Genomic DNA, 23189 nt, shown 5'->3' on the forward strand with positions numbered 1-23189 from the left:
CAGCAATCCACAGCTGGAGTCTAATGTGAATGTACCTATTGAATGACGTATCGACCATAGAGGAGTACAACATATTCCGAAGGCCAACGTAAAAGGATCAATAACCAAGTATGCGGCAAATAGAATCATACATCAATACACTAAAAGAAGGTGATGAAATGGCTTTATGCTTTTTTATGGATCATTTTGGTCATTCGTTACGCTATTTTGCCTTTTCCTACCTCCGCAACAAAACCGACGCCGAAGAAATTGTCTCCGATGTTTTTGTTAAGTTATGGAATAATCGACAAAAGGTAGAGAATTATGAAAGCCTGAAAGCCTTTCTTTTTATCGCTACTAAAAATGCCTGTATCGATATGCAAAGAACGACGCAATTCAAAGTACGGAAAGAGGAGCTCGATATTCTTCAGCATATGTCGGTTCCGGAAGACGATGTACTCAAGAAAATATTCCGGACAGAACTCACCGAATTGCTGCTTGCTGAAATAAATTTGCTCCCCAGACAGCAGGCTCAGATCTTCAAGCTCAGCTTTTTGGCCGGCTTGAATACCGAAGAAATTTGTGAAACATTAAACACAACCGCATCGACCGTCTATTATGCAAGGTCTAAGGCATTATACGCATTAAAAGAAAGGTTCAAATCTAAAAAATTTGAATACCTCAGTGTTCTTATGCTATCTGTATGGTATGCCTTCAAAGGATAATTAACTCCCTTCAATTTCCCGCATCCGACCCCTAGATAGACCAATAGGCTATTCACACAGCATACCCTCTAAGGTTAACCACCTTCAGGCAATACTTGCCCTCCAACGTTGGAACGGTTTAAAAAATACAAACAACTGTTTATCAGTAAACTAAGAAAGCAATAATTTTAAAAAACTAGAAACAAAAAAAAGCTTAGCATTCGGTCGGGCGACCTGCTAAGCTTTTATAAATACCTCTTTGTAAGAGGCAATCAACCTAAACCTAGGACAAAGATAGTGCTTCAAATGATATAAACAAAAATTTTGTTATATTTTTTTTCAACTCCCATAAATTTGTTTTAGCATAGCAATCACAAAAGGAATAGTAAGTGTACAATGTACACTACAGTCTTTTTGCATTTTTCAACAAGCTTTTTTTTTGGTAGCTTCGCTCAGCGCCTCCCAACCACAGTATTTAACTCGTGCATTATTTAAATTTACTATGTAATAAGGGAGCACTCCTTTGCTTCGTTTTATCAAGCACTCTTATTTTTTACAGGTTCAATTGGATGCATAAACAGGGTCCGAAATGATGGATTGCCCTTTTTAAAGATCCTTTTAACAATCGCTATAACGATCCTGCTAGTTTGAGCATTAAGTCCAGTTTCAACTAGCATACGCCTGACTTATCGCGACAGTATTTGTGCGACCTTAACAATCATATTTCATTTTTTTATTTAGTAACTTTGGAAACAATCAAAAATAAAATAACATGTTTACTGGAATCATAGAAACCTTAGGAAAAATAGAAAATATCGAACAGGAGAAAAGTAATATCCATTTTTACGTCAGTTCTGCTATTTCAAATGAACTTAAAATAGACCAAAGCGTTAGTCATAATGGCGTTTGTCTTACTGTAGTAGGATTAAACAATGATCTCCATAAAGTGACAGCAATTGACGAAACCCTACAGAAGACAAATCTGGCTCAGTTAAAGGTGGGCGATCTGATCAATCTGGAACGCTGTACTTTGGCAGGCGGAAGATTTGATGGACATATCGTTCAGGGACATGTAGATCAGACTGCGCGTTGTATCCAAAAGAAAGATGAAAATGGTAGTTTTATTTTCACCTTTCAATATGATGTTTCCCAACAAAATATCACCGTAGAAAAAGGATCCATTACCGTAAATGGTATCAGCTTGACAGTAGTCGATTCTAAAGACGATCAGTTCTCCGTTGCCATCATTCCATATACGTTAGAGCATACCAACTTGCAGCAGGTTGAAGTCGGGAGCACAGTCAACTTGGAGTTTGATATCATCGGGAAATATGTCACGAAGATAATGGCTTTGCGCGCTTAAAAAATTCACTGTTCTTCCTTGGGTTTAAAGGTAATCCAAGGAAGTTCATCCTTACACGCTTTATTTCGGGTCCTAACTGTCTACTTGATTTATTCCAAATAGTGCCCCTGACGGATCAGTAATGCGCGATATTTATTGAATACACTCGATTTGGAAACAAAGCCCATATATTTATTTTCGTCCCCTAAAACCGGAAGTATCCACGTATCGTCCTTATTCATTTTAGCCATCACGATTTCCATGTTTTCGTTGATCCCAACGGTATCATTTGGCTTCTGCGCTAATTTCTCAAAGGTGGTATCTCCCCCATCCACTTCGCCCAATAAGACTGAAAATAGAAACTCACTATAAAGAAGTCCCATAAATTTGCCCTCATAATCAACCACGGGAAAGATATTGCGTTTACTATGGATGATGTCTGTTTGTCGACCTTTTGGTGTTTCGTCAGGGCGTAAGATCACAAAATTAGTTTCCAATACATATTTAATCCGCATCATACTTAACACGGATCGATCCTTATCTTCATAAGAAATCAGATCGCCGGACTCGGCCAATACCTTGGTGTAAATGGAATGCTTTAGCACGGCTCGATTAATCAAATAAGAAATGGAACAAACCAACATCAATGGAACCATTAACGTATAACCTCCGGTCACTTCAGCAATCAAAAATATGCCTGTCAACGGCGCATGCATAATGCCGCTCAACGCACCGGCCATCCCCGCAACCACAAAATTTGGCACATTTAACTCGGCTATTCCGGTTAAGTTTACACCATACGAAAATGCAAATCCTAATAATCCGCCCATGACTAAACTTGGTCCAAATACACCACCATTTCCACCGCCATTTAAAGTAAATAATGCGGCAAGGGACTTTCCAAATAAAGTTAATATCGTATAACCCAGGACGACTAATCCCATATCTTTATAGTCTGAAAACAAACTGTTCTTAACAATCGAGTTAAACTGACCATTCAGAATCTGCTGAATGGTAATATAGCCCTCGCCATACAGTGCCGGGAATACAAAAATCATCAGACCTAAAGCAATTCCACTGACCCAGACTTTATTATAGGGATTCTTAATCTTAGAAAACCATTTACCCACACTTCTGGAAACACGTGCAAAGTAAATCGTATAAAGCCCAATCAACACGGCCAACAAGAGGTAAAATATTAAGGCCGAAACCTGCCAGTCGGAATTAAATGTACTGAATAAGGGTTCATTATAAAGCACACGAGAGACAACAGAAGCCAATGCTGATGAGATCAGCAAAGGAATGAACACGGGAATTGAAAATTCTGGAAGCAAAATCTCGATGGCAAAGATCATTCCGGCCAAAGGGCTGTTGAATGCACCTGAAATTCCTGCTGCTGCACCGCAAGCCAATAACATGGTAACTTCCTTATACTGCAGTCCAAAAAAACGGGCGATATTAGAACCGATAGAAGACCCGCCCAAAGCAACTGGTGCTTCCAAACCACAGGAACCGCCAAAGCCAACGGTTATAGCTGAGGTCACTACCTGAGAATAAATATTACTGGGATCCAATCGGCTGCCTTTCCGACTGATGGCATAGATAATGGGTGTAATCCCATGTTCCATCTTCTTCCCTTTTAGAAATTTGCGAACAAAAAACACGCTGAGCAATATTCCGATCAATGGAAAAATTAAGTAAACTGAGTATTTTACTTTCCAGTCGATATCATCTTGTATTGTCGTTGCAATAAAATGGGTTAATCTTTTCAATACAGATGCCATAATACCACCGACAATTCCAACCAAAAATGCGAGTATAATGATAAAGTTCCGATTCGAAACTTTCTTCATCCGCCATTGATTGATCTGGTCTATTTTTTTAAAAAAACGTCTTTTGAGGTTTCCCATATCGTTCTATTGAAAGCTCAACACTTCCTTCTTCTTTTTTGTTTTGAATTTATCGGGTACTACGGCCAATATTTCTCTTTCCAGCGCCTGGATGGCCTGTCTCTTCACATAGTTCTGTGTGGTCACCAATGATATCTCACGTACCGGTTCTGGTGATTTGAAATAACGGATACGATCCAATTGTTCGTCGGAATAATCCCAAATCGACAATTCAGGCAATATGGTGATGCCATCGTTGATATCGACCATACGTTTTAAGGTCTCTACGCTACCGGTGTTATATTCAAATCTTCCTGTAAGATCTTGATTGTGTTTGTGGTGACAAATATTAAGTACCTGCCCACGCATACAATGCCCCTCATTGAGCAACCAAAGTTTATCATCGGCAATATCATCGCCACTCAGTATTTTTTTCGGAAACAGGGGGCTATTGACTGAGATATAGGCGACAAAATTTTCGTAAAATAAAGGCGACTCCAAAATCCCAGGGTCATTTAAAGGAGTAGATAGCACACCACAGTCCAAAAGTCCGACCTTCAATTCATGCACAATCCGTTCTGTGGTATATTCCCATATCTGCAATTGTAGCTTCGGATATTTTTCCATAAATGTGGTCAGCACATTCGGAAGTAAATATGGTGCGATTGTCGGGATAACACCGACCCTTAGTGTACCCTCAATTTCCCCTTTTTTATCCTGTACAATCTCATTGATTTTTCGGCTTTCCGTCAATACCATTCGAGCTTGAAGAATAATTTTCTCGCCGATTTCTGTAGGAACAACAGGCTGACGGCTCCGGTCAAAGATTTTTGCCCCTAAAGACTCTTCAAGTTTTTGTATTTGCATGCTCAACGTAGGTTGCGTGACAAAACATTTTTCTGCAGCTGCAACAAAACTTCGGTAGGTATCAACAGCTATAATATATTCCAATTGGATTAAGGTCATCTTACTATCTTTAAAGCACAAAATTACGATTCCTGTCGTAAACCAATGTCAAATCCTTTACAATTAAAGTCAACAGGGGTATTGGGCCTGCTGATTATACAATAAATACCTTGCCAAAAAGATCCTGTATATCCACTATTGTTACATTAGTTCACATAAAAAATCGATTTCATCGAAATGCTTTTCTTAAATTTGGAGATTTACAACAGTTGATAGTTAAAATCCTATGAAGTTTATAAATCGTACGACAATTGCACTAGCTTTATTCTTAACCATGGCAAACAGTCCTTATAGCAAGGCAAATCCTGATGAGGGAATGTTTCCATTGAGCGAATTAAATAGAGCTGGATTGAAGAAAGCCGGATTAAAGATCAGTGAGAGAGACATCTACAATCCTGGCCAGGTCGGACTGGTAGATGCCCTGGTTCAAGTCAGTGGATGTACTGGATCGTTTGTCTCAAACCGTGGTCTGATTATTACCAATCATCATTGTGCTTTTTCTGCCGTTCAACTTGCGAGTACAGCAATCAACAATTACCTAAAAAACGGTTTTGTCGCACAAAATCAAGAGCAGGAAATTGAGGCAAAAGGATTAAAAATAAGAATTACCGATTCTTATGAGGATGTTTCCGCTAAAATATTAAATGCTGTCGCTAACATCAGCGATCCAGTGGAGCGTATCAATACGATCAAACGTAAACAACAAGAACTGGTTAAACAAGCTGAAAAGGAAGATCCGACGATTAAAGCTGAAGTATCGGAAATGTTTATCGGCAAAAGTTATGTCCTATTCCGTTATAAAACAATTGAAGACGTTCGTTTAGTTTATATTCCACGTCAAAACATCGGAGAATTTGGTGGAGAGACCGATAACTGGGTATGGCCACGCCACACGGGAGATTATTCTTTTCTGAGAGCTTATGTCGGCAAAAACGGAAAATCTGCACCTTATTCTAAAGATAACGTTCCTTACCAGCCCAAAAAACACCTTAAAGTCAATCCAAATGGGGTACGGGAAAATGATTTCACCTTTATCCTTGGTTATCCCGGAAAAACATTCCGACACAGACCAGCACAATATATTCAATATCAACAGGAATATCTTTTGCCCTACGTATCCAACCTGTATGATTTCCAAAATAAACAGATGGAGGAAGCAGGAAAAGACAATACCGATATCGCCCTATCCTTGGCAACACGCATAAAACGTAATGCGAATGTATTGAAAAACTATCGTGGTAAACTCAAGGGCTTACGAGGAATCGACTTGCTATCGACAAAAAAACAAGAAGACGAAGCACTGGCAGCGTTTATCTTAAGTAAACCCGAATTGAAAAACAAATATGGAAGTCTACTCGCTGATATTGATGCCTATTATCAGCTCAGTGATCAAGATGCCCTGAAAGAACTTTGGATCAACAATATTTACAACAGCACAAGCTTATTGAAAGTAGCTCGCGACCTAAACGTTCTGAAAACCAACTTAGCCAAGGAAAAATCATCCCAGGCGGCCAAACAGCTTTTCGATTTAAATATTGAAAAGTTAAAAACAGCACTTAAAGAAACTTACGAAAGCTACAATAAGCAAGCTGATCAGCGTATTTTCTCCCGAATGTTGGAAGATGCCATTGCATTCCAAGGTAAAAATCAATTGGCCTCCATTCAGAAATTGCAATTTAATACGGCTACTGCACAAGAATTTGCAACAGAGATTATTCAGAACAGTAAACTTGGCGATCAAAATTACATACTAAATACCGTCTTGGCCAATGCCGATGCACTTCAGAAATTTGACGACAAATTATTGGATTTCCAGGGCAAATTGAACAATGATATTGTCCAGTTCGCTGCTGAACAAAAAAGACGTGAAGGGGTACTGAACAAATTAATGGGCGATTATGTCGCCGTTAAGGAAATTTTCCAGGCCAAGAACTTTATTCCTGATGCAAATTCAACCTTACGTCTGACTTACGGGCACATCAAAGGCTACTCGCCTGCTGACGCAACCTATATGAAACCGTTTACAACAATCGAAGGGATTATTCAAAAAGGAAATCTTGGTTTAGCAGAATTTGACTATCCACAAGAAATCAAGACAGCTTACCTCAACAAAAATTTTGGTCCCTATGTTCAAAAAGACCTGGGGTCCGTGCCGGTTAATATCTTATATGATATGGATACTACAGGTGGAAATTCAGGATCTCCAATAATGAATGCCAATGGTGAATTAATCGGTGTAAATTTTGACCGTGCTTACGACGCAACAATTAATGATTTCGCTTGGAACGAGAGTTACAGCAGATCCATCGGAGTCGACATTCGTTATGTCCTCTGGGTTGCCGATAAAATTGACAACGCGCATTTTATCCTGAAAGAAATGGGTATCTAATCTGGTCTAAAACAAGGCGCAAGAAAGCCGCTGCATCGAGAGATGCAGCGGCTTTTTTTGTTCACCACGCTATTTCCGATTCGCCCGGCGGCATGCCACTACGAACGAAGAATCACCGTAAATCAGAACCTATTCATCTAACTCAGAATAGCTTCGCATACTATTTTGCCCCTTGGAGCAAAGAAGAGAAAACAGTCTTCAAACGCAACAAGCCTGTTGTCAATACCTCCCTCGAACAAGCAATGTTGAGGCGAATAAAGTCATCACTCCCCTTCCCGTACATCGCACCTACATTCACCTGCACATGCGCTTCGTCCAATAAGAGCTTTCCCAATTTTCGACTTGAAATCCCCAAAGCGGCGCAATCTACCCACACCAGATAAGTACCCTCCAAAGGAAACACATGCAAAGCAGGCAGATGTTCGTTCATAAAGCCTTTCAAATACAGATAATTTGCATGGATGTAGCTTAAAGCCTGATCCAACCATTCCCCGCCCCACTCGTACGCAGCGATCAAGCCCGTAATGGCAAAGGGACTTATGCTACTGATCTCATTAGCTAAGAAAGCCTGTTGCACCTTCCTCTTGAGTTCAGGATCGGCCACGAGAACTGTAGCGACCTGCAATCCCGCCAAATTAAAGGTTTTACTCGGTGCTACACAGGTAATCGAATTCGCCAAAAAGGCTGCACTGATACTTCCAAAAGGAATATGTGTATAGCCTTCAAATACCAGATCGCAGTGAATTTCATCCGAAATGACTAAAACTTGGTGTCGCAAACAGATTTCACCAAGACGTTCAAGCTCAGCTCGGGTCCAAACTCGCCCAGCCGGGTTATGTGGGCTACATAAAATAAATAACTTGACTTTCGGATCACTTGCTTTATGCTCAAAATCCTCAAAATCGATCGTATACTCGCCATTACGATAAATCAGGTCATTGGAAACCACCTGGGCTTGATTGCGTTCTATGGAAGAAAAAAAACAATGATATACAGGTTCTTGCACCAAAACCTTATCTCCGGGTGATGTCAATGCGCTTACCAAAGCCGAAAGCGCCGGTACGACACCGATAACAGGAAGTATCCATTCCGGTTGAAGTACAAATTTATGCCGCTGTGAGGACCAGCTCATCACTGCGCTGTAAAAAGCAGTTGGAATCGTAGCATAACCATATACCGCATGTTGAACCCGTTGCGCAAGTGCATCCACGACTGGTTGTGCTGCTGGAAAGTCCATATCCGCAACCCAGAGTGGAATCAAATCGGCATAATCGTGTTGATTCCATTTGACCGAATCGGTACCACGACGAACAATCGTTTTGTCAAAATTATAGATCATACAGCAATTTAATTAAAATTAGGAGGCATTTGCAAAAAAAATATGATAAAGTAAAAGGGGGTTCAGATCGCACGATAAATTACCTAGTGAAGGCTAATATACATAACAAAACTCGCGGACATAATAGACAACATGCAATAAAAAAATCCAGTATACCTGGATAAGCAGAAAGCGCTATCTTTACAGAAAATAGCATAACAACTATGGCCAAAAACAACTTTTCATTCCGTGCCAGATTAAAGAGTTTTCACTATGCTTTCAGTGGGTTGAAAACAGCCTGGCATGAAGAACATAATTTCAGGGTGCATTGTATAGCGGCCATTATGGCCATACTGCTATCCGTTGTGCTTCACATCAGTACCCACGAATGGATTGCTGTACTCTTTGCCATTGGTTTTGTATTCGTCTGTGAGTTGTTAAATACTGCATTGGAAAATATGGCTGACTTTATCTGTCCAGAACATAACCCAAACATCAAAAAGATGAAAGATGTCGCCGCAGCGGCAGTGATGATAAGCAGCATCACCGCGCTATTGATCGGCCTATTAATTTTTACCCCCAAGCTGATCTCATTGGCCCTTCGTTACATTTTCTAACGCGAATTTCTCATCAAATGCAATCTTCTTCGGATCAACAAAAGACATTTTTCCAGCTTTCTCCTCCATCGCACCATAACCTTCCATTGCACGAGCCTTAGATAATTTAAATATCACCTGGCGGACCGATTCCTGTCCCTCAGAAGAAAAAGTATAATCGGCCGTTAAAATGTCCCCCTTCAAGACACCATCAATATGTCCGCTATTACGATCTTTTTCCTTCCAGGCATAGCTAAGATCACCCTGTACCTTTTCTCCATCAACAGTGATTGACAGTGAAATGGTATCGCCATTTTTAAGGTACTGATATGTACTCTTTCCACTAAAAAAACCCGCGGTATCCAACGGTTGAGTAGTTTGAACAGTATCATTGCGTTTCGTTGAAGTAACTTGTTTTTTTTGTTCCTGATGGCAGCCAGCACAACACAGCAACGCTATAAATCCGAAATTGATTATTCTCATCGTCTATTTTTTGTTTGATCGTATAGATAGCAATTCAAAAGAATTTTTGTTTTAAATAACTACCATTTAAAATTTTCAAATTCAAAAAACAAAAAGCAAGCGAATATTGTTTATAAGTTAGATAGCAGTCTACTATTTTAGCACGATATAAGCTATTAAAAATAAACAATTTAGTAACAATAAAATTATCGTAGGCTTATTGTAAAGCTAATTTTTATTAGTAAATTGTACATTATAAAATTCAGGAATTCTTAACCAATATTAGTATGAAAGATGTAAGCTTTAAGAAATTTGATAGTGGATGTACATCACTCACAAAATTGTCCATTGAAACAGACTTGGCTATTATTGTTAAAGAGCAAGTTACGATTCCTTCCGAATCCAAAATTGAAAAACTCAGACGCTGTAAAGAAGAGTTACTTAAAAGCCTTTGGTTTGTTCAACGTCAATGTTGAGATAACATTTTCCTTCAAATTTCGACTATCCGCCGATCAGCCTCTTATGGTCTGACCGCCACACATTCAAGTCACTTTTAACACAAAATAAGCCCCTCTGCTTTATGCTTTTTGGGGCTTTTAATATATTCGATGACGAGGGATCAAAGCGATTTCAAATGTTTATAATTAGACTTAATGGTATCCCACACCTCTTCGAAATTACCCGACAACATTAATTTTGCCATACTTTCTGTCATCCCTTTCATTTGACTGAAGGATATCTTGGGTGGCATAGCCAATGCATTGGGATTGGTATATAGATCAATTAGGACAGGCTCATCGACAATCCCAAAAGCCTCATGGATAACACCATCCACCTCCTGGGGTTGAGTCACCGTAAATGCACGTATGCCCATCGCCTGGGCGATCATCGCAAAATCTGGATTGACCATATTAGTTTCCTGATCTTTAAGACCTGATACCTGCATCTCCAATTTAACCATACCAAGTGCACGATTGTTGAAGACGATGATTTTGATCGGTAAGTTATATTGTTTTATTGTTGCAAGATCCCCCAACAACATGGATAGGCCTCCATCGCCACAAAAAGCAATAACCTGGCGCTCAGGATGTGTCAATGCAGCTCCAATAGCCATTGGCATGGCATTAGCCATAGAACCATGATTGAAAGACCCCAGCATGATTCGATCCTTTCGCTGATTAATATAACGTGCTCCCCAAACACAGCACATCCCGGTATCAAGCAAGAAAATAGCATCATCACTGGCTTTCTGATCAATGGTATGAGCGACAAATTCTGGCTGTATTGCGCATTCGCTGCCTGAATCCTCCACATACGTCATGAGATCTTCCTTGACCTTTTCATAAGAAGCAAGCTGCTTCTCCAGAAATTTCGTATCCGAACGCGCTTCTACAAAGGGCAATACCGCTTTTAAGGTATGCTCAATATCGCCAACAAGCCCATAGTCTACGATGGATCTACGCCCTAGCTTTTCACCTTCAATATCAATCTGGATAATGGTTTTGTTGGTCGGTATAAAATCCTTGTAAGGAAAATCAGTCCCTAAAAGTAAAATAAGATCGGAATGATGCATACTTTGAAATGCTGAAGCCATTCCTAGAAGTCCTGTCATCCCGATTTCATTGGGATTGTCGCGTTGGATATCCAACTTTGCTTTAAATGAATAACCTACTGGCGCATGGATCTTTTGTGATAATGCTACAATTTGCTGCTGTGCTTTCTTGGCCCCCACACCACAGAACAAGGTTATCTTTTCTGCTTGATTGATATATTGTGCCAATCGCCCAATTTCCATCTCCGAAGGTCTAATTTGCGGCTCGGTAAAAAACACCTTCGTTGAAGTATTCATTTGAACCGCTTCCATTTCTGATACATCACCAGGTAGGCCGATAACTGCAACATCCCGTTTAGAGATAGCCTGTTGTAATGCATTTTGCACCATACGTTGCACCTGCTCCGGCCGAGTGATCATTTGGTTGTAGCAAGAACAATCATCAAACAGTTTGATTGGATTGGTTTCTTGAAAATAATCGGTTCCAAATTCGTAGGTAGCACATGTTGATGCGATCACAAGCATGGGTACACGAGTCTTGTGTGCTTCATAAACACCATTGATCAGATGCACATGCCCAGGCCCACTGCTTCCCGCACAACAAGCGATCCCGTGCAAATCAGCTTCTGCCGTTGCAGCAAACGCCCCCACTTCCTCATGCCTGACATGTATCCATTGCATCGTTCCATCTGCATGAACAGCTTCGTTGAAAAAATTTAAACTATCGCCCGTTACGGCATAAATACGCTGAATTCCCGCATCCTTTAAAAGACCCACAATCTGGTGTGCTACATTTTTCATACTTATACTATAATTTAAGATTTTGTGATAGCGGCATCGTGCAAATTATATTGCCGCTATTTAATAACAACAATAATGTAGCGTAATGGTTTGGGACATTAGCTGAACAGGTCTGTCGTTTCCCAAGCGTATAATCTGGTCGAATGTGCAATAACAGCCTCAATTGGGAGCAGGTATATACTGGGCCCAAATTTAAGACAACAACTCGCTACACTTGAAATAAAAAGAGATTGTAATCAACAAAAAAAGCTGTTTCAAATTCATTGAAACAGCTTTTTTAAAATGATAGCTTGGATAAATCCTTAGTTGATTTGTCGCGACAACTCATCGACAAAACGCTTTGCATCATTGAGATCTTTGTTCCAGTCCGCATAGCGTTTAGCGGTATTTAATTTTGCAATTTTTGCATTTAGCTTCGCTAGGTTGGCTTGATCTTTTGACTTCTCCAACTTGGCTTTCAGAATGCCGACTTTGGTATAATCCTGAATACCTTCCAACATACGCTCGTAACGGATAGAGCTTCTTCCTTGCGGATAAACAATATAGGTGTCTCCTGCCGGCCACGTACGGAACCTTGAATCATGCAGTGGATCCTTCACCCAGGAGTTGAATGCCCAACGCAGTGCCCCATCGAAACCTGCCGCCAGCGCATACCAAGCCATATAGGTGGATTCTGCTGGATCCGAGAACGTAAATTGATTTGGAAATTCGTCCGAACAGCACACATAAAATGTCGTGATATATCCTTTTTTACGTCGCTCAATAAGATCGTTCTGATCAAAAGGATCGCCAGCGGCGACGCTGATATCTGTACTCTTATGATAGCGTTGGTAGCTTTTGTGATTATCAGCAAATGCAACACCAAATTCGGGCGCTACTTTTTCCAACAAGGCGATCGCTGGATCCATTTCTTCCCGGCCTCTTTCATCCATCGCAATATTGGTAATCTTTAACCAGCCCTTTGCGGTAATGTGCTTACTAAAATCCTTTAAGAAAGGCGTCCATAGCTCCTCAAATATTGCTGTACCGGGTTTTGCAATCACATTGACCAGTTCATTTTTGCTCTCATCGAAATAATGTACCTCGTTGTTCCATGGTAAAAGCGAATAGCAATTGATCTGTTTGTTGACCCCTAGATCCATCATAAAGTTTACCCATCGATCAAAAACAGAATAATCATAAGCCCAGGAACCGTCTTTTGCCTTCTTCCAGGTGATCATATCCGCATAGGGATCATAGGTCTGTACGTTCCACGCATCCTTATTTAAAGTCGCAGTAATCACTTTTTGCCCAGCAGCTGCAAGCTGTTTCATGGTCGGCTTCAACGCTTCAAAATGTTCATCGCTCCACATCTTCACATTATTGACACGAGCTACAGCAGAAGGATGCTGCCATTGGTCCAAATGATAAGTCCACTGCGACGATGGCGGCAGCACATGATTTTGAACATTGACGATAAGCTGTAATTGCTCTTTCACCTTACCATTTTGCTGAACCGAAATTGTCGTTTTATATTGTCCTGCGGCAGCTTCCTTGGGAACCTTTACGGTAATCCATACAGGACGGACTTTCTTCGCTTCAAGGTCATAGCTTTTGAGATCATCCAACATATCTGCCGAAAGAGAAGCTTTAAAATCTTCTGGCTTACGATGGCCACAGCCACTTGCAAATTCATCAGTCATGACATAACGAACAAAACGCGCTTGTACCGCATCGCTGCCGATCACCTTGCCTGTTGTAGATTTTAATTCACTTGCTGATACAGCGACATGCGCTGTGGCAACACTGGTCCATAACAATACCTGCGCCGATACTTGTTCACCTTTCCAGGCATCTACAGTCGCCGTACGTTGTGTTGTCAGATTTGGATTGACGGATTTGGGATAACGTTTGTCTATCGATACAAACGAAGCATGTAGGCCGGCTTTAACATTCGACCAGTTGGATAACGTATCCTTTGTCGGATCGGCCATTTCAGTAAATGTTGTCCCTGTAGCAAAACGCTGCTGGGAAAATCCCGGATTACTGCCGCAAAATAGCATACAAGCCAGGGCAATAGAAGAATAAATTGTAGTTTTAGGCATAACAGTTATAATTAACAAAACTTTAGCGAAGCGATGATCTTCTTTCCAGCCCAGGAGCAGGGTGCTCGCAGAAAAAAGGCAAACAACTTCTGTTTGCCTTAAAAATAGTAAAATTTTATTTATCTATAACTAACTTTGTTCAAAAATTTCAGAAAGTGCTTTATACAGTTCAGGATGATGGGTCTTGAATTTCGCTGGGTCCTCAAAGAAATATTCAGAAGCAACTGCAAAAAACTCGGCTGGATTGGTCATGCCATAGACATCAATATCAGATTTATTCGCCTTTATTTTGGCAATCTCTTCCCGTATCAGATTCATAAAAGGAATGACTGAAGCTTTATCCATCAGACGTGTTGGAATGCCATCCACAGTACCATCGGTTTTATCGATCAAGTGTACAAATTCATGTATCGCTGTATTCTGTCCATCTTTTGGGTTCCTAAAACCATACTCCAATGCCGATTTGGACAATATCATTTGTCCGTTCATGGCTCCCTCACCTACCATTCCCATTATATTTCGGTCAGCATGGCCTTCAAATTCATACGCTGTATTGAACTGGGAAGGATAAACCATAATATTGGTCAAATTGGGATAAGTCCATTTCTTAAAGGCAAATATTGGGATAATTGCACTGGCGGCAATCATCATATAATCTTTCAGCTCAACCGCTACGCCCACACCTTCAATTTTGACCGTATCCAAAAATTTTAAACAGCGGGTTTCAAATTCCATTTTATCCGCATCGGACAGATTGCGGTAATAGGCAACTTCTTTTTCCAGAATTTCCTTTCCTTCGTCGCTTAATACACGTTTAATGGCTTTGCTGTTTTTGGCCGTACGATTTAACAGGTAATAAACAACATAAATGGTTACTGGTATAAGCAGTATAATAAATAGTTTTCCTAACATATTAGTTGATCTGTATCCATTTGGGATCCCGAGCCTGCAAATTACGCAAAAAGCCTTTAAAATGTGAGGTTCCGAATAAGATTAAAATCTTTTGCTGTGGGGCGTCAGCAACTAATGATGCCAGGTTTTCTTCCCTTTTTTTCATGACAAATTCTTTATCAAATTTGTTCTTTAAGGCTGCTTTGATCGGTTTACAGGAATAAGGTTCTTGGAGCGGTGTTTTGTAATCACAATCATCCAGTTTGATCGTACCATACAGGTATTCAAACTCGTCAAGCAATTTATTTTTGGGAATATCCGCATTCACCGCCGTTTCATAATTCACCAGGAAAAAGGAATAATCGGGCTGACTGATGATTCGTTGCCCCAGTTTACGGTACATGGGCGCCCGAAGAACCCGGGAGGTATCGCCCGGTATTTCAATACATTGCTGCAGCCCGAGCCGATTGCCTGTAAGTTTTCTAAATTTGCGGTCATACAGATCACGTTGTGCCGCACTATCCACCTGATAGGCGATACTTTCATAAAAAACAACATAGCCCGAACGTTGGAGGGAATCTACAGCGCGCTGAATTTGATCATAGTACACCCGCGTACCCAGATGCCGCATTGGAATATAAACGACTGATCGATCGCCATGGCGAAGCTCGAATTTTCGTGAGGCATCACGCAAGACACCTGTACCTTGAACCATCAATGACGTTTGGCAGCCCAAAAGAACAAACAACACAAAACAAAGGGAGATAATCTGTCTCAATCGCATACTACTCATTATAATATCTATTCTTTGCTAGCAAAGACAATACCATCTGACGTTAATTTGCCGGTATTAGGCAAATTTTGACTTCAGGTAATTACTTTTCAAGATACTTTTATATGAATAACATGAAATGATAACAATATATTATCTCCCTTGTTCTATAAATTTTATAAGCTTGTCAATCCTATTGTTGTTCCATTTGGAATTACAGCATTTTTTTTGATGACAACAATGCCGTCACAAATGGTATAGGTGGGGTGATTGGCGTTCAGCAAATGAGGTCCACCATTGATCCGGACATCGTTGCCGATACGACAATTTTTATCCAAAATAGCATTCTCAATATAACAACGTTCTCCAACACCGACCACAGGTATATTTTTACGCTTTGCTTCCTCCATATCGACGAGATCCTCATAATAATCTGATCCCATCATATAAGTACCGCGCACAACAGATCCTGTACCAATCCGTGAACGAACGCCCACGACGGAACGGTCTATTTTATCAGCTTGGATAATACAGCCATCCGAAATGACCGAATTGATTAATGTTGTACCCGAAATCTTAGAAGGCGGCAACATCCTTGGACGGGTGAAAACCGTATTTTTATCAAACAGATTGAAGGCCGGAATATTATCGGTCAAACCAATGTTGGCTTCATAGAAAGACCCTATGGTACCGATGTCTGTCCAATAGCCCTCAAATTGATAGCTAAGCACCCGACTTGTATCAATGGCATCGGGAATAATTTCTTTACCAAAATCCATTCCGCGATTCTCTTCAAGCATACGTTTCAGGACGCCTTTTGAAAAAACATAAATACCCATAGAGGCCAGGAATTCTCTGCCCTCACCCTTTAAATGATCGCTCACTTCTGAACTCCAGTCTACCAGCTGCTCGCTATTCGGTTTCTCGATAAAAGAGGTAATATGATTCTTTTCATCCGATTTCAGTATACCAAAACCGGTGGCATCTTTGGCGTTTACTGGTATAGTCGCAATGGTCAGGTCGCCTTCGTTTTCGACGTGGAAGTCAACCAGTGCATCAAAATCCATTTGATATAGCTGATCCCCTGATAAAATCAGTACATAGTCATAATCAATACTCGCCAGCTTCCGAAACGATCGTCGCACGGCATCGGCCGTACCCTCGAACCATTTGTCGCCATCGTTGGTCTGTTCAGCAGCCAGAATATCGACAAAGCCCTTGCTAAAAATACTAAAGTTGTAGGTATTCTTAATGTGGGAGTTGAGCGACGAAGAATTGAATTGTGTCAACACAAAAATCTTGTTAAAACCCGAATTAAGACAATTCGAGATGGGAATGTCCACCAAGCGATATTTCCCGGCAATGGGAACTGCTGGCTTAGACCGTTGATCGGTCAATGGATACAGACGTGAGCCCCTTCCTCCGCCCAAGACGATAGCTACTACATTATGACGTGACATATCAAATTACATTAATTGGTTATATAGACTTATATACTTCGCTGCAGATTTATCCCAAGAAAAATCCAACTGCATCATTTTACGTTGATTCTCCTCAAACTGCTTTTTACTATCGTAAAAATTTATAGCCCGAACAATCGCTGCACTAATTTCAGTGATTGTCAGACTATCAAAACCTATACCGTAGCCATCATTTTTCAGATCGATTACCGTATCTTTTAATCCCCCCACCTGATGCACGATCGGCAATGTACCGTACTTCATAGCATAGAGCTGATTAAGTCCACAGGGCTCAACACGGGAAGGCATTAAAAGAAAATCCGCACTGGCATAAAGCCAATGGGCCAGATTTTCATCATAACCAAAGAACACATCAAAATTATCAATTCCATCATCGACGAGTGATTTCACACGTGACTGGATCGCTGGGTCTCCGGCACCCAGTATAAATATACTTAATCTATCGTGATATTTCTCCGTCAAATCCAAAATTATCTCCGGAAGTAAATCCGCTCCTTTTTCTGTTGCAAATCGGCCGATAAAAACAAGCAACGGTCGATCTGGATTGATTTTATACTGCTTCGCCAAAGCCTCCTTATTTTTCAACTTTCCGGAAAAAGCTTGTACAGCATCGTAGTTTTCTAGCAAGGTATAATCAATTTTAGGATCCCAGATTTCCCAGTCAATTCCATTGACAATACCGACAGATTTATTTCGCTCATCATAAAACAGCTGCTGCAAACCATTTGCTTCCACATAAAGCTCTTCCAGGTAACCTTCGGAGACCGTTGTGTACGCATCGCAACATTTAATGAGGGCTGCAAGCGGATTAATTAAACCATCCCAGTCCAATAATCCCCATTTCCAACTATCGAAAGCGGGCAACAGAATAGCTTTACTCCAATGCGTCCAGCCCTGATACTGCCCATTGTGGACGGTGGCCACCGTTTTAACGTCGGCAAGAAAGTTATAGTCATTGCTATACCTCATCAAAAAAGGCATTAAGCCGACATGATGATCATGGCAATGCACAATATCAGGTACTATATTTTTATCCTTAAACCACGCCAAAACAGCATGTTGAAAGGCGATAAACTGCTCGCCTTCATCCGGATAACAATATACCTCCTGCCGATCGAGTTTACCTGGAATCTTAATCAGGTAGAGCTCAAATCCAAGTACCTGATGATCTTCCTTATAAACACTGTAGCGCAGCAATTCAGATCCTTGGTAAAAAGTACCTTCATGAACTAGGCTAAAAGCATGATCCCTAACAAAAGGACGATCATACCAAGGCATGACAACCGCCGCCTCCCATCCCAGTTTGGTTTGGTATTTGGGCAGCGCGCCCACGACATCCGCGAGACCACCTACTTTGGCCACGGGATAACATTCTACACTCAAGTGAAATACGTTCATTCTTCTTTTACAGCATGAGATTTAATAACAAGATTTTATACAGGGATACGCTCGCCTTGTTTAATGGGATTGACTTCCTTTACCGCTCTCTTCCTTTTCAAAATATATCCGCCAAGCGGAGGTAAATGAACTTGAGCAGACTGTACCTGGTTCATCCAATGCAGGTGTTCACTATGAATAAGCAGCTGATGTATTCCAGAACCGAAATAGGTCAAATCATCCGAATTCAGCAGCACTTCCCATTCACCAGCGTAAGGTAAACCAATACGGAAATGTTCCCGAACAACAGGCGTTAAGTTAAGTACAACAACCGTATCATCCCAGGCGTCAAATCCCTTTCGCCAATAGACCACAACCGAATTTTCACGATCACCAGCATCTATCCATTCAAAGCCCGAAGCGTCAAAAGCCTTCTGGTAAAGACTTGGTTGGCTCCTATAAACCGTATTCAGGTCGGCTACAAATTGCTTCATACCCTGGTGTGGCGCAAATTCCAAAAGATGCCAATCAAGCGATTGGTTTACATTCCACTCCGAAGTCTGCCCAAATTCTCCGCCCATAAACAGCAATTTTGTTCCCGAAAAAGTATACATAAAGAGATACAATGCCCGCAGGTTGGCAAACTTTTGCCATTCATCGCCCGGCATCTTATAAATTAATGAATGCTTTCCGTAGACAACCTCATCATGTGACAGCGGTAGCATAAAATTTTCATGGAAAGCATATACTGTCGCAAAGGTCAGTCGATCATGATGATAGCTGCGATTAATCGGATCCTCTTTAAAATAATCCAATGTGTCATGCATCCAGCCCATCATCCATTTCATTCCAAACCCCAATCCACCAGCATAGGTTGGGCGACTGACACCTGGCCAGGAAGTCGATTCTTCCGCGATGGTCTGCACATGTGGGAAATGTCCGTAGACGGCCTCATTCAGTTCTTTTAAAAATTGTACCGCTTCAAGATTCTCATTTCCACCAAACTCATTGGCAATCCACTCGCCTGCGTTTCGACTATAATCCAAATAGAGCATAGAAGCAACCGCATCGACCCGAAGTCCATCGATATGAAAACGATCCAACCAATAAAATGCATTACTGATCAAAAAAGAACGCACTTCATTACGTCCGTAGTTGAAAATATAGGATTGCCAATCGGGATGAAACCCTTTCCGGGGATCTTCATGCTCGTATAAGCTCGTGCCATCAAAACGATAAAGACCATGTGCGTCACCTGGAAAATGCGACGGAACCCAATCCAACAATACGCCTATCCTGGCGGCATGCAGCTCCTCAATCAGATACATGAGATCTTGTGCCGATCCGTAGCGTGAACTCGCAGCAAAATAGCCCGTTATCTGGTATCCCCAAGAAGGGTAATAGGGATGTTCCATCAGGGGCATAAATTCTACATGGGTAAAATTCATTTCCTTCACATAGGATACGAGCGCCACAGCGATTTCGCGGTAGTTGAGCAAAGTATCCGGACTTTCGGGATCCCGCGACCAAGATCCTAAATGCACTTCATAGACAGACCATGGTTGATCCAGCCTGTTTTTAACAGCCCTTTCCTGCATCCATTGCTTATCCTGCCACTCGAACCAGGTCGAATGAACAATGGAAGCAGTCTTTGGCGCGATCTCCCACTGAAAAGCAAAGGGGTCTCCTTTTTCAAGTTGTTCGCCAGTATAAGTCTCAATAACATACTTATACGCCTCCCCATTGCCAAGCCCCGGAATAAATCCCTCCCAGATTCCGCTACCATCCCAGCGCACATAGAGCGCGTGACGCGCTTTATCCCAAAAATTGAAGTTGCCGGTTACAAAGACCGATTTTGCATTTGGAGCCCAAACCGCAAAATAAACGCCTTTTTCACCATTGACTTCCAGCTCGTGTGAACCGAACTTTTCGTATAATTTGAAGTGCTTACCCGACTGGAATAAGGCGACATCAAATTCAGAAAATAGACTATGCGGAATTACTTCATTGGTCATGTTTTAACCTTCTATCAATATGTTATCAAATTCTCGTGCGACATTAATCCAATACCGCCCCTTATCATCTACTTGTACTTTTGTCTCAATACCATCAGTCTTCACCTTCTTAACCTGAAAAGGCAAGCCGATTAACTGTAATTTATATTCCTCATACCGCTCCGTAAAAAGCCCATCTTGCGTCTGTTTAATCGACAGGGAATCTTTGAGCCCCGATACGGTAAAGCATTTTTCAAGATAAATATCCTGCTCATAGGCAAAGGTGTCACCATGATCCGAATACACATACGAACGGGTTACACCTTCAGCGAAGTAAACATTGAGCTGCAGCTCCTCAATTTTCTTTTCACCAGTATATTGCATCACTGGATATTCGGGGATAACAGATCCCCCACGAATGAAAATCGGCATCTCATCAATCGGCGTAGGAACAGTATGTTCTTTACCGCCCACGTAGGTTTCATTATTGAAATAATAAAACCAAGTACCTTCAGGCAGATAGACAATCTTGCTTTTTTGTCCCGGCTGCAAAACTGGGGATACCAATATTTTATCCCCAAAACAGAATTCCTCCTCACGTTGCCAATTGGTCGGTATATGCTGTTCGACCATGGAAATCGGACGTAATATGGGAAAACCATACTTCGTTTGCTCCCAAAAACAGGTATAGATATACGGCAACAACTTATAACGGAGTTCGATAAATTTCCGATTGATCTTTTCCCAATCCTCCCCAAAACTCCAGGGCTCCCGGTCGCGGGTATCGCCAGCGGAATGCACACGCATAAAAGGCGAGAAAACGCCAAATTGCATCCATCGCGTAAATAACTCACCGTCGGGTTCACCCGTAAACCCACCGATATCCGTTCCACAAAAGGACATGCCCGAAGTCGACAAACGCTGTAACTGCAAGGTTCCCAACTTGAGATGTTCCCAACTCGCCAAATTATCGCCGGTCCAGACCGAAGAATAGCGTTGTGTTCCCGCATAAGCCGCTCGGGTGATGGTAAATGGCCGTTTATTTTTATACAATTTCTTTAAACCATCATAGGTTGCCCGGACCATCTGCATGCCGTAGATATTATGTGCCTTACGATGCGAACCCCGATGCCCGTCATATTGGTGACGTACATCGTCGGGGAATGTTCCGCGGCCAAATACGGCCGGTTCATTCATATCGTTCCAGAAGCCAGCCACGCCATCTTCCACAAGGCCCTGATATAAGGTGCCCCACCATTGACGAACCTCCGGATTGGTAAAATCAGGAAATTGACAACGTCCCGGCCACACAAATCCTTCCATAAAATAATCATCCCCGCGGCGACAGAAATACCTATTTTCCTTTCCTTCCCTGAACACCCAGTAGTTCTCATCAACCTTGATGCCCGGGTCGATCATCACCACCGTTTTAAAGCCATCATTGGCCAAATCGCTGATCATATTCTTAGGATTGGGAAAATACTGCTTGTTCCAGGTAAAACAGCGGTATCCTTCCATGTAATCGATATCAAGATAAATCGCATCACAGGGGATCTGTCGCTTCCGAAACTCCTCAGCAACCTTCCGGACATTCGCTTCGGGATAATAACTCCAGCGACACTGATGGTAACCAATTGCCCACAGCGGTGGCAGGTAATGCGTACCTGTCAGCGTATGATAGCGACGGATAACGTCGATAATATGTGGACCATGGATGTAGTAGTACTGCAGTTCCCCTCCTTCGGACCAAAAGCTTGTTTTTCCCGGATCTTCCGCGGCGAAATCAAAATACGTTTTAAAGGTATTGTCAAAGAATATACCGTAGGCTTCACCATCTTTTAAACCAATATAAAACGGAATAGTTTTATAAAGTGGATCCTGATCGTAAGCAAAAGCATAAGTATCTGAATTCCAATTTTTAAGTCTTTTACCTCTCAGGTTCAATTTAGTGGCCTTATCCCCCAGTCCATAAAAAGCTTCGTTTTCAAAGGCCACTTTTGTGCTATATACATAATAGCCTCCAAAATCAGGGTTTTCCTCCCAGTGCATCGGCGCCAAATCTGCATTGAACAGTTTACCTGAACGATCAGCAAAAGAAATCAAAAAGTCATTCTTATTGATCTTACAGGAAATAGTATTCGTATGCACCAGATAATGATCTGCCTCTTCCTTGCATTGATGTATACTGACGCGGTGATCTTTCTTGGCCAAGGCATACGAAAAATCCTCCAAAAAAGTCCCTTGTGGAGCCAGCCGTACTCGCACGATCTCATCCGTGACGATCTTAATTTCTACCTTGGCTTTGCCGTCAGAAAAATAATAAGACTTATCGTTTTGATTGTGGGCTACTATCGTTTCAAGGTATTTCTTTTCAATTTTCGGTAAATCCAATACCGGATTATTCACATGATGCATACTCTCCAAAGTACCATCATTTTCCTCCTCATGTAGTGTGGTTTGATTTAGGTTGTCGTCTTCAAGCATAATTGTAATATGTTAAAAAGTTTCTGAAGGCTTAATTCCTCTTTAAGATAGAAAATTAATCCTGCGCTGACAACAAAACACAAAAAAAAATCCCGCCTATTGGGATAG

17 protein-coding genes are annotated in these 23189 nt (G+C 41.4%); 5 read left to right on the forward strand and 12 right to left on the reverse strand.

Annotated features, from left to right (window positions below):
• Positions 1 to 110: 110 nt before the first annotated feature.
• Together BGP15_RS12560 and BGP15_RS12565 are read left to right on the forward strand one after the other, a co-directional pair.
• Complete coding sequence (locus tag BGP15_RS12560; RefSeq protein ID WP_286769708.1) at positions 111 to 704, forward strand: RNA polymerase sigma factor; 594 nt, start codon at positions 111 to 113, stop codon at positions 702 to 704.
• Between the two features lie 751 nt (positions 705 to 1455).
• The gene (locus BGP15_RS12565) at positions 1456 to 2046 is read left to right on the forward strand and encodes a riboflavin synthase (RefSeq protein ID WP_286769709.1); all 591 of its coding nucleotides are present in this window, start codon (positions 1456 to 1458) and stop codon (positions 2044 to 2046) included.
• Between the two features lie 89 nt (positions 2047 to 2135).
• On the opposite strand, the gene BGP15_RS12570 is transcribed toward BGP15_RS12565, so the two are convergent.
• On the reverse strand, positions 2136 to 3935 hold the full coding sequence (locus BGP15_RS12570) for a chloride channel protein (RefSeq protein ID WP_070569765.1): 1800 nt from the start codon (positions 3933 to 3935) through the stop codon (positions 2136 to 2138).
• Positions 3936 to 3941: 6 nt separating this feature from the next.
• On the reverse strand, positions 3942 to 4880 hold the full coding sequence (locus BGP15_RS12575; RefSeq protein WP_046675858.1) for a hydrogen peroxide-inducible genes activator: 939 nt from the start codon (positions 4878 to 4880) through the stop codon (positions 3942 to 3944).
• Between the two features lie 226 nt (positions 4881 to 5106).
• Here BGP15_RS12575 and BGP15_RS12580 point away from each other — a divergent pair, with 226 nt between their 5' ends.
• A complete protein-coding gene (locus BGP15_RS12580; protein WP_201639396.1) occupies positions 5107 to 7269 on the forward strand; it encodes a S46 family peptidase in 2163 nt (720 codons plus the stop codon).
• A 160-nt stretch (positions 7270 to 7429) separates the two neighbouring features.
• Here BGP15_RS12580 and BGP15_RS12585 read toward each other — a convergent pair whose 3' ends face one another.
• Positions 7430 to 8608 carry a MalY/PatB family protein gene (locus BGP15_RS12585; RefSeq protein ID WP_286769710.1) on the reverse strand — a complete coding sequence of 393 codons (1179 nt, stop codon included), beginning with the start codon at positions 8606 to 8608 and terminating at the stop codon, positions 7430 to 7432.
• A gap of 203 nt (positions 8609 to 8811) precedes the next feature.
• On the opposite strand from BGP15_RS12585, the gene BGP15_RS12590 reads away from it, so the two are divergent.
• The gene (locus BGP15_RS12590) at positions 8812 to 9204 is read left to right on the forward strand and encodes a diacylglycerol kinase family protein (protein ID WP_286769711.1); all 393 of its coding nucleotides are present in this window, start codon (positions 8812 to 8814) and stop codon (positions 9202 to 9204) included.
• Here BGP15_RS12590 and BGP15_RS12595 read toward each other — a convergent pair.
• Positions 9178 to 9666: a hypothetical protein gene (locus BGP15_RS12595; protein ID WP_286769712.1), complete on the reverse strand. Its 489-nt coding sequence runs from the start codon at positions 9664 to 9666 to the stop codon at positions 9178 to 9180. The genes BGP15_RS12590 and BGP15_RS12595 overlap by 27 nt on opposite strands.
• 266 nt (positions 9667 to 9932) lie before the next feature.
• On the opposite strand from BGP15_RS12595, the gene BGP15_RS12600 reads away from it, so the two are divergent.
• On the forward strand, positions 9933 to 10121 hold the full coding sequence (locus tag BGP15_RS12600; protein WP_112374468.1) for a hypothetical protein: 189 nt from the start codon (positions 9933 to 9935) through the stop codon (positions 10119 to 10121).
• A 143-nt stretch (positions 10122 to 10264) separates the two neighbouring features.
• On the opposite strand, the gene BGP15_RS12605 is transcribed toward BGP15_RS12600, so the two are convergent.
• From BGP15_RS12605 to BGP15_RS12640, 8 genes are all read right to left on the reverse strand, one after another.
• Positions 10265 to 11998 carry a thiamine pyrophosphate-dependent enzyme gene (locus tag BGP15_RS12605; protein WP_286754425.1) on the reverse strand — a complete coding sequence of 578 codons (1734 nt, stop codon included), beginning with the start codon at positions 11996 to 11998 and terminating at the stop codon, positions 10265 to 10267.
• 302 nt (positions 11999 to 12300) lie between these two features.
• Complete coding sequence (locus BGP15_RS12610) at positions 12301 to 14082, reverse strand: DUF4091 domain-containing protein (RefSeq protein WP_286769713.1); 1782 nt, start codon at positions 14080 to 14082, stop codon at positions 12301 to 12303.
• A gap of 129 nt (positions 14083 to 14211) precedes the next feature.
• Positions 14212 to 14994, reverse strand: coding sequence for a M90 family metallopeptidase (locus tag BGP15_RS12615; RefSeq protein WP_286769714.1), 783 nt, complete (start codon positions 14992 to 14994; stop codon positions 14212 to 14214).
• 1 nt (position 14995) lies between these two features.
• Complete coding sequence (locus tag BGP15_RS12620; protein WP_139145087.1) at positions 14996 to 15757, reverse strand: hypothetical protein; 762 nt, start codon at positions 15755 to 15757, stop codon at positions 14996 to 14998.
• 164 nt (positions 15758 to 15921) lie between these two features.
• Complete coding sequence (locus BGP15_RS12625) at positions 15922 to 17205, reverse strand: glucose-1-phosphate adenylyltransferase (protein ID WP_070569746.1); 1284 nt, start codon at positions 17203 to 17205, stop codon at positions 15922 to 15924.
• Positions 17206 to 17211: 6 nt separating this feature from the next.
• Positions 17212 to 18624 carry a glycogen synthase gene (locus tag BGP15_RS12630; RefSeq protein ID WP_286754422.1) on the reverse strand — a complete coding sequence of 471 codons (1413 nt, stop codon included), beginning with the start codon at positions 18622 to 18624 and terminating at the stop codon, positions 17212 to 17214.
• Between the two features lie 35 nt (positions 18625 to 18659).
• Positions 18660 to 20618, reverse strand: coding sequence for a 1,4-alpha-glucan branching protein GlgB (gene glgB / locus BGP15_RS12635; protein ID WP_286769715.1), 1959 nt, complete (start codon positions 20616 to 20618; stop codon positions 18660 to 18662).
• 3 nt (positions 20619 to 20621) lie between these two features.
• Positions 20622 to 23081 carry a glycoside hydrolase family 31 protein gene (locus tag BGP15_RS12640; protein WP_286769716.1) on the reverse strand — a complete coding sequence of 820 codons (2460 nt, stop codon included), beginning with the start codon at positions 23079 to 23081 and terminating at the stop codon, positions 20622 to 20624.
• Between the last annotated feature and the right edge of the window lie 108 nt (positions 23082 to 23189).

It is taken from the genome of Sphingobacterium sp. 40-24 (assembly GCF_001899705.1).
GTDB lineage: Bacteria > Bacteroidota > Bacteroidia > Sphingobacteriales > Sphingobacteriaceae > Sphingobacterium > Sphingobacterium multivorum.

What these genes read in the sequence shown, in the direction of transcription:
- BGP15_RS12560 (WP_286769708.1), top strand. Translation starts at nt 111, where the DNA reads ATGCGGCAAATAGAATCATACATCAATACACTAAAAGAAGGTGATGAA.
- BGP15_RS12565 (WP_286769709.1), top strand. Translation starts at nt 1,456, where the DNA reads ATGTTTACTGGAATCATAGAAACCTTAGGAAAAATAGAAAATATCGAA.
- BGP15_RS12570 (WP_070569765.1), bottom strand. Translation starts at nt 3,935, where the DNA reads ATGGGAAACCTCAAAAGACGTTTTTTTAAAAAAATAGACCAGATCAAT.
- BGP15_RS12575 (WP_046675858.1), bottom strand. Translation starts at nt 4,880, where the DNA reads ATGACCTTAATCCAATTGGAATATATTATAGCTGTTGATACCTACCGA.
- BGP15_RS12580 (WP_201639396.1), top strand. Translation starts at nt 5,107, where the DNA reads ATGAAGTTTATAAATCGTACGACAATTGCACTAGCTTTATTCTTAACC.
- BGP15_RS12585 (WP_286769710.1), bottom strand. Translation starts at nt 8,608, where the DNA reads ATGATCTATAATTTTGACAAAACGATTGTTCGTCGTGGTACCGATTCG.
- BGP15_RS12590 (WP_286769711.1), top strand. Translation starts at nt 8,812, where the DNA reads ATGGCCAAAAACAACTTTTCATTCCGTGCCAGATTAAAGAGTTTTCAC.
- BGP15_RS12595 (WP_286769712.1), bottom strand. Translation starts at nt 9,666, where the DNA reads ATGAGAATAATCAATTTCGGATTTATAGCGTTGCTGTGTTGTGCTGGC.
- BGP15_RS12600 (WP_112374468.1), top strand. Translation starts at nt 9,933, where the DNA reads ATGAAAGATGTAAGCTTTAAGAAATTTGATAGTGGATGTACATCACTC.
- BGP15_RS12605 (WP_286754425.1), bottom strand. Translation starts at nt 11,998, where the DNA reads ATGAAAAATGTAGCACACCAGATTGTGGGTCTTTTAAAGGATGCGGGA.
- BGP15_RS12610 (WP_286769713.1), bottom strand. Translation starts at nt 14,082, where the DNA reads ATGCCTAAAACTACAATTTATTCTTCTATTGCCCTGGCTTGTATGCTA.
- BGP15_RS12615 (WP_286769714.1), bottom strand. Translation starts at nt 14,994, where the DNA reads ATGTTAGGAAAACTATTTATTATACTGCTTATACCAGTAACCATTTAT.
- BGP15_RS12620 (WP_139145087.1), bottom strand. Translation starts at nt 15,757, where the DNA reads ATGCGATTGAGACAGATTATCTCCCTTTGTTTTGTGTTGTTTGTTCTT.
- BGP15_RS12625 (WP_070569746.1), bottom strand. Translation starts at nt 17,205, where the DNA reads ATGTCACGTCATAATGTAGTAGCTATCGTCTTGGGCGGAGGAAGGGGC.
- BGP15_RS12630 (WP_286754422.1), bottom strand. Translation starts at nt 18,624, where the DNA reads ATGAACGTATTTCACTTGAGTGTAGAATGTTATCCCGTGGCCAAAGTA.
- glgB (WP_286769715.1), bottom strand. Translation starts at nt 20,618, where the DNA reads ATGACCAATGAAGTAATTCCGCATAGTCTATTTTCTGAATTTGATGTC.
- BGP15_RS12640 (WP_286769716.1), bottom strand. Translation starts at nt 23,081, where the DNA reads ATGCTTGAAGACGACAACCTAAATCAAACCACACTACATGAGGAGGAA.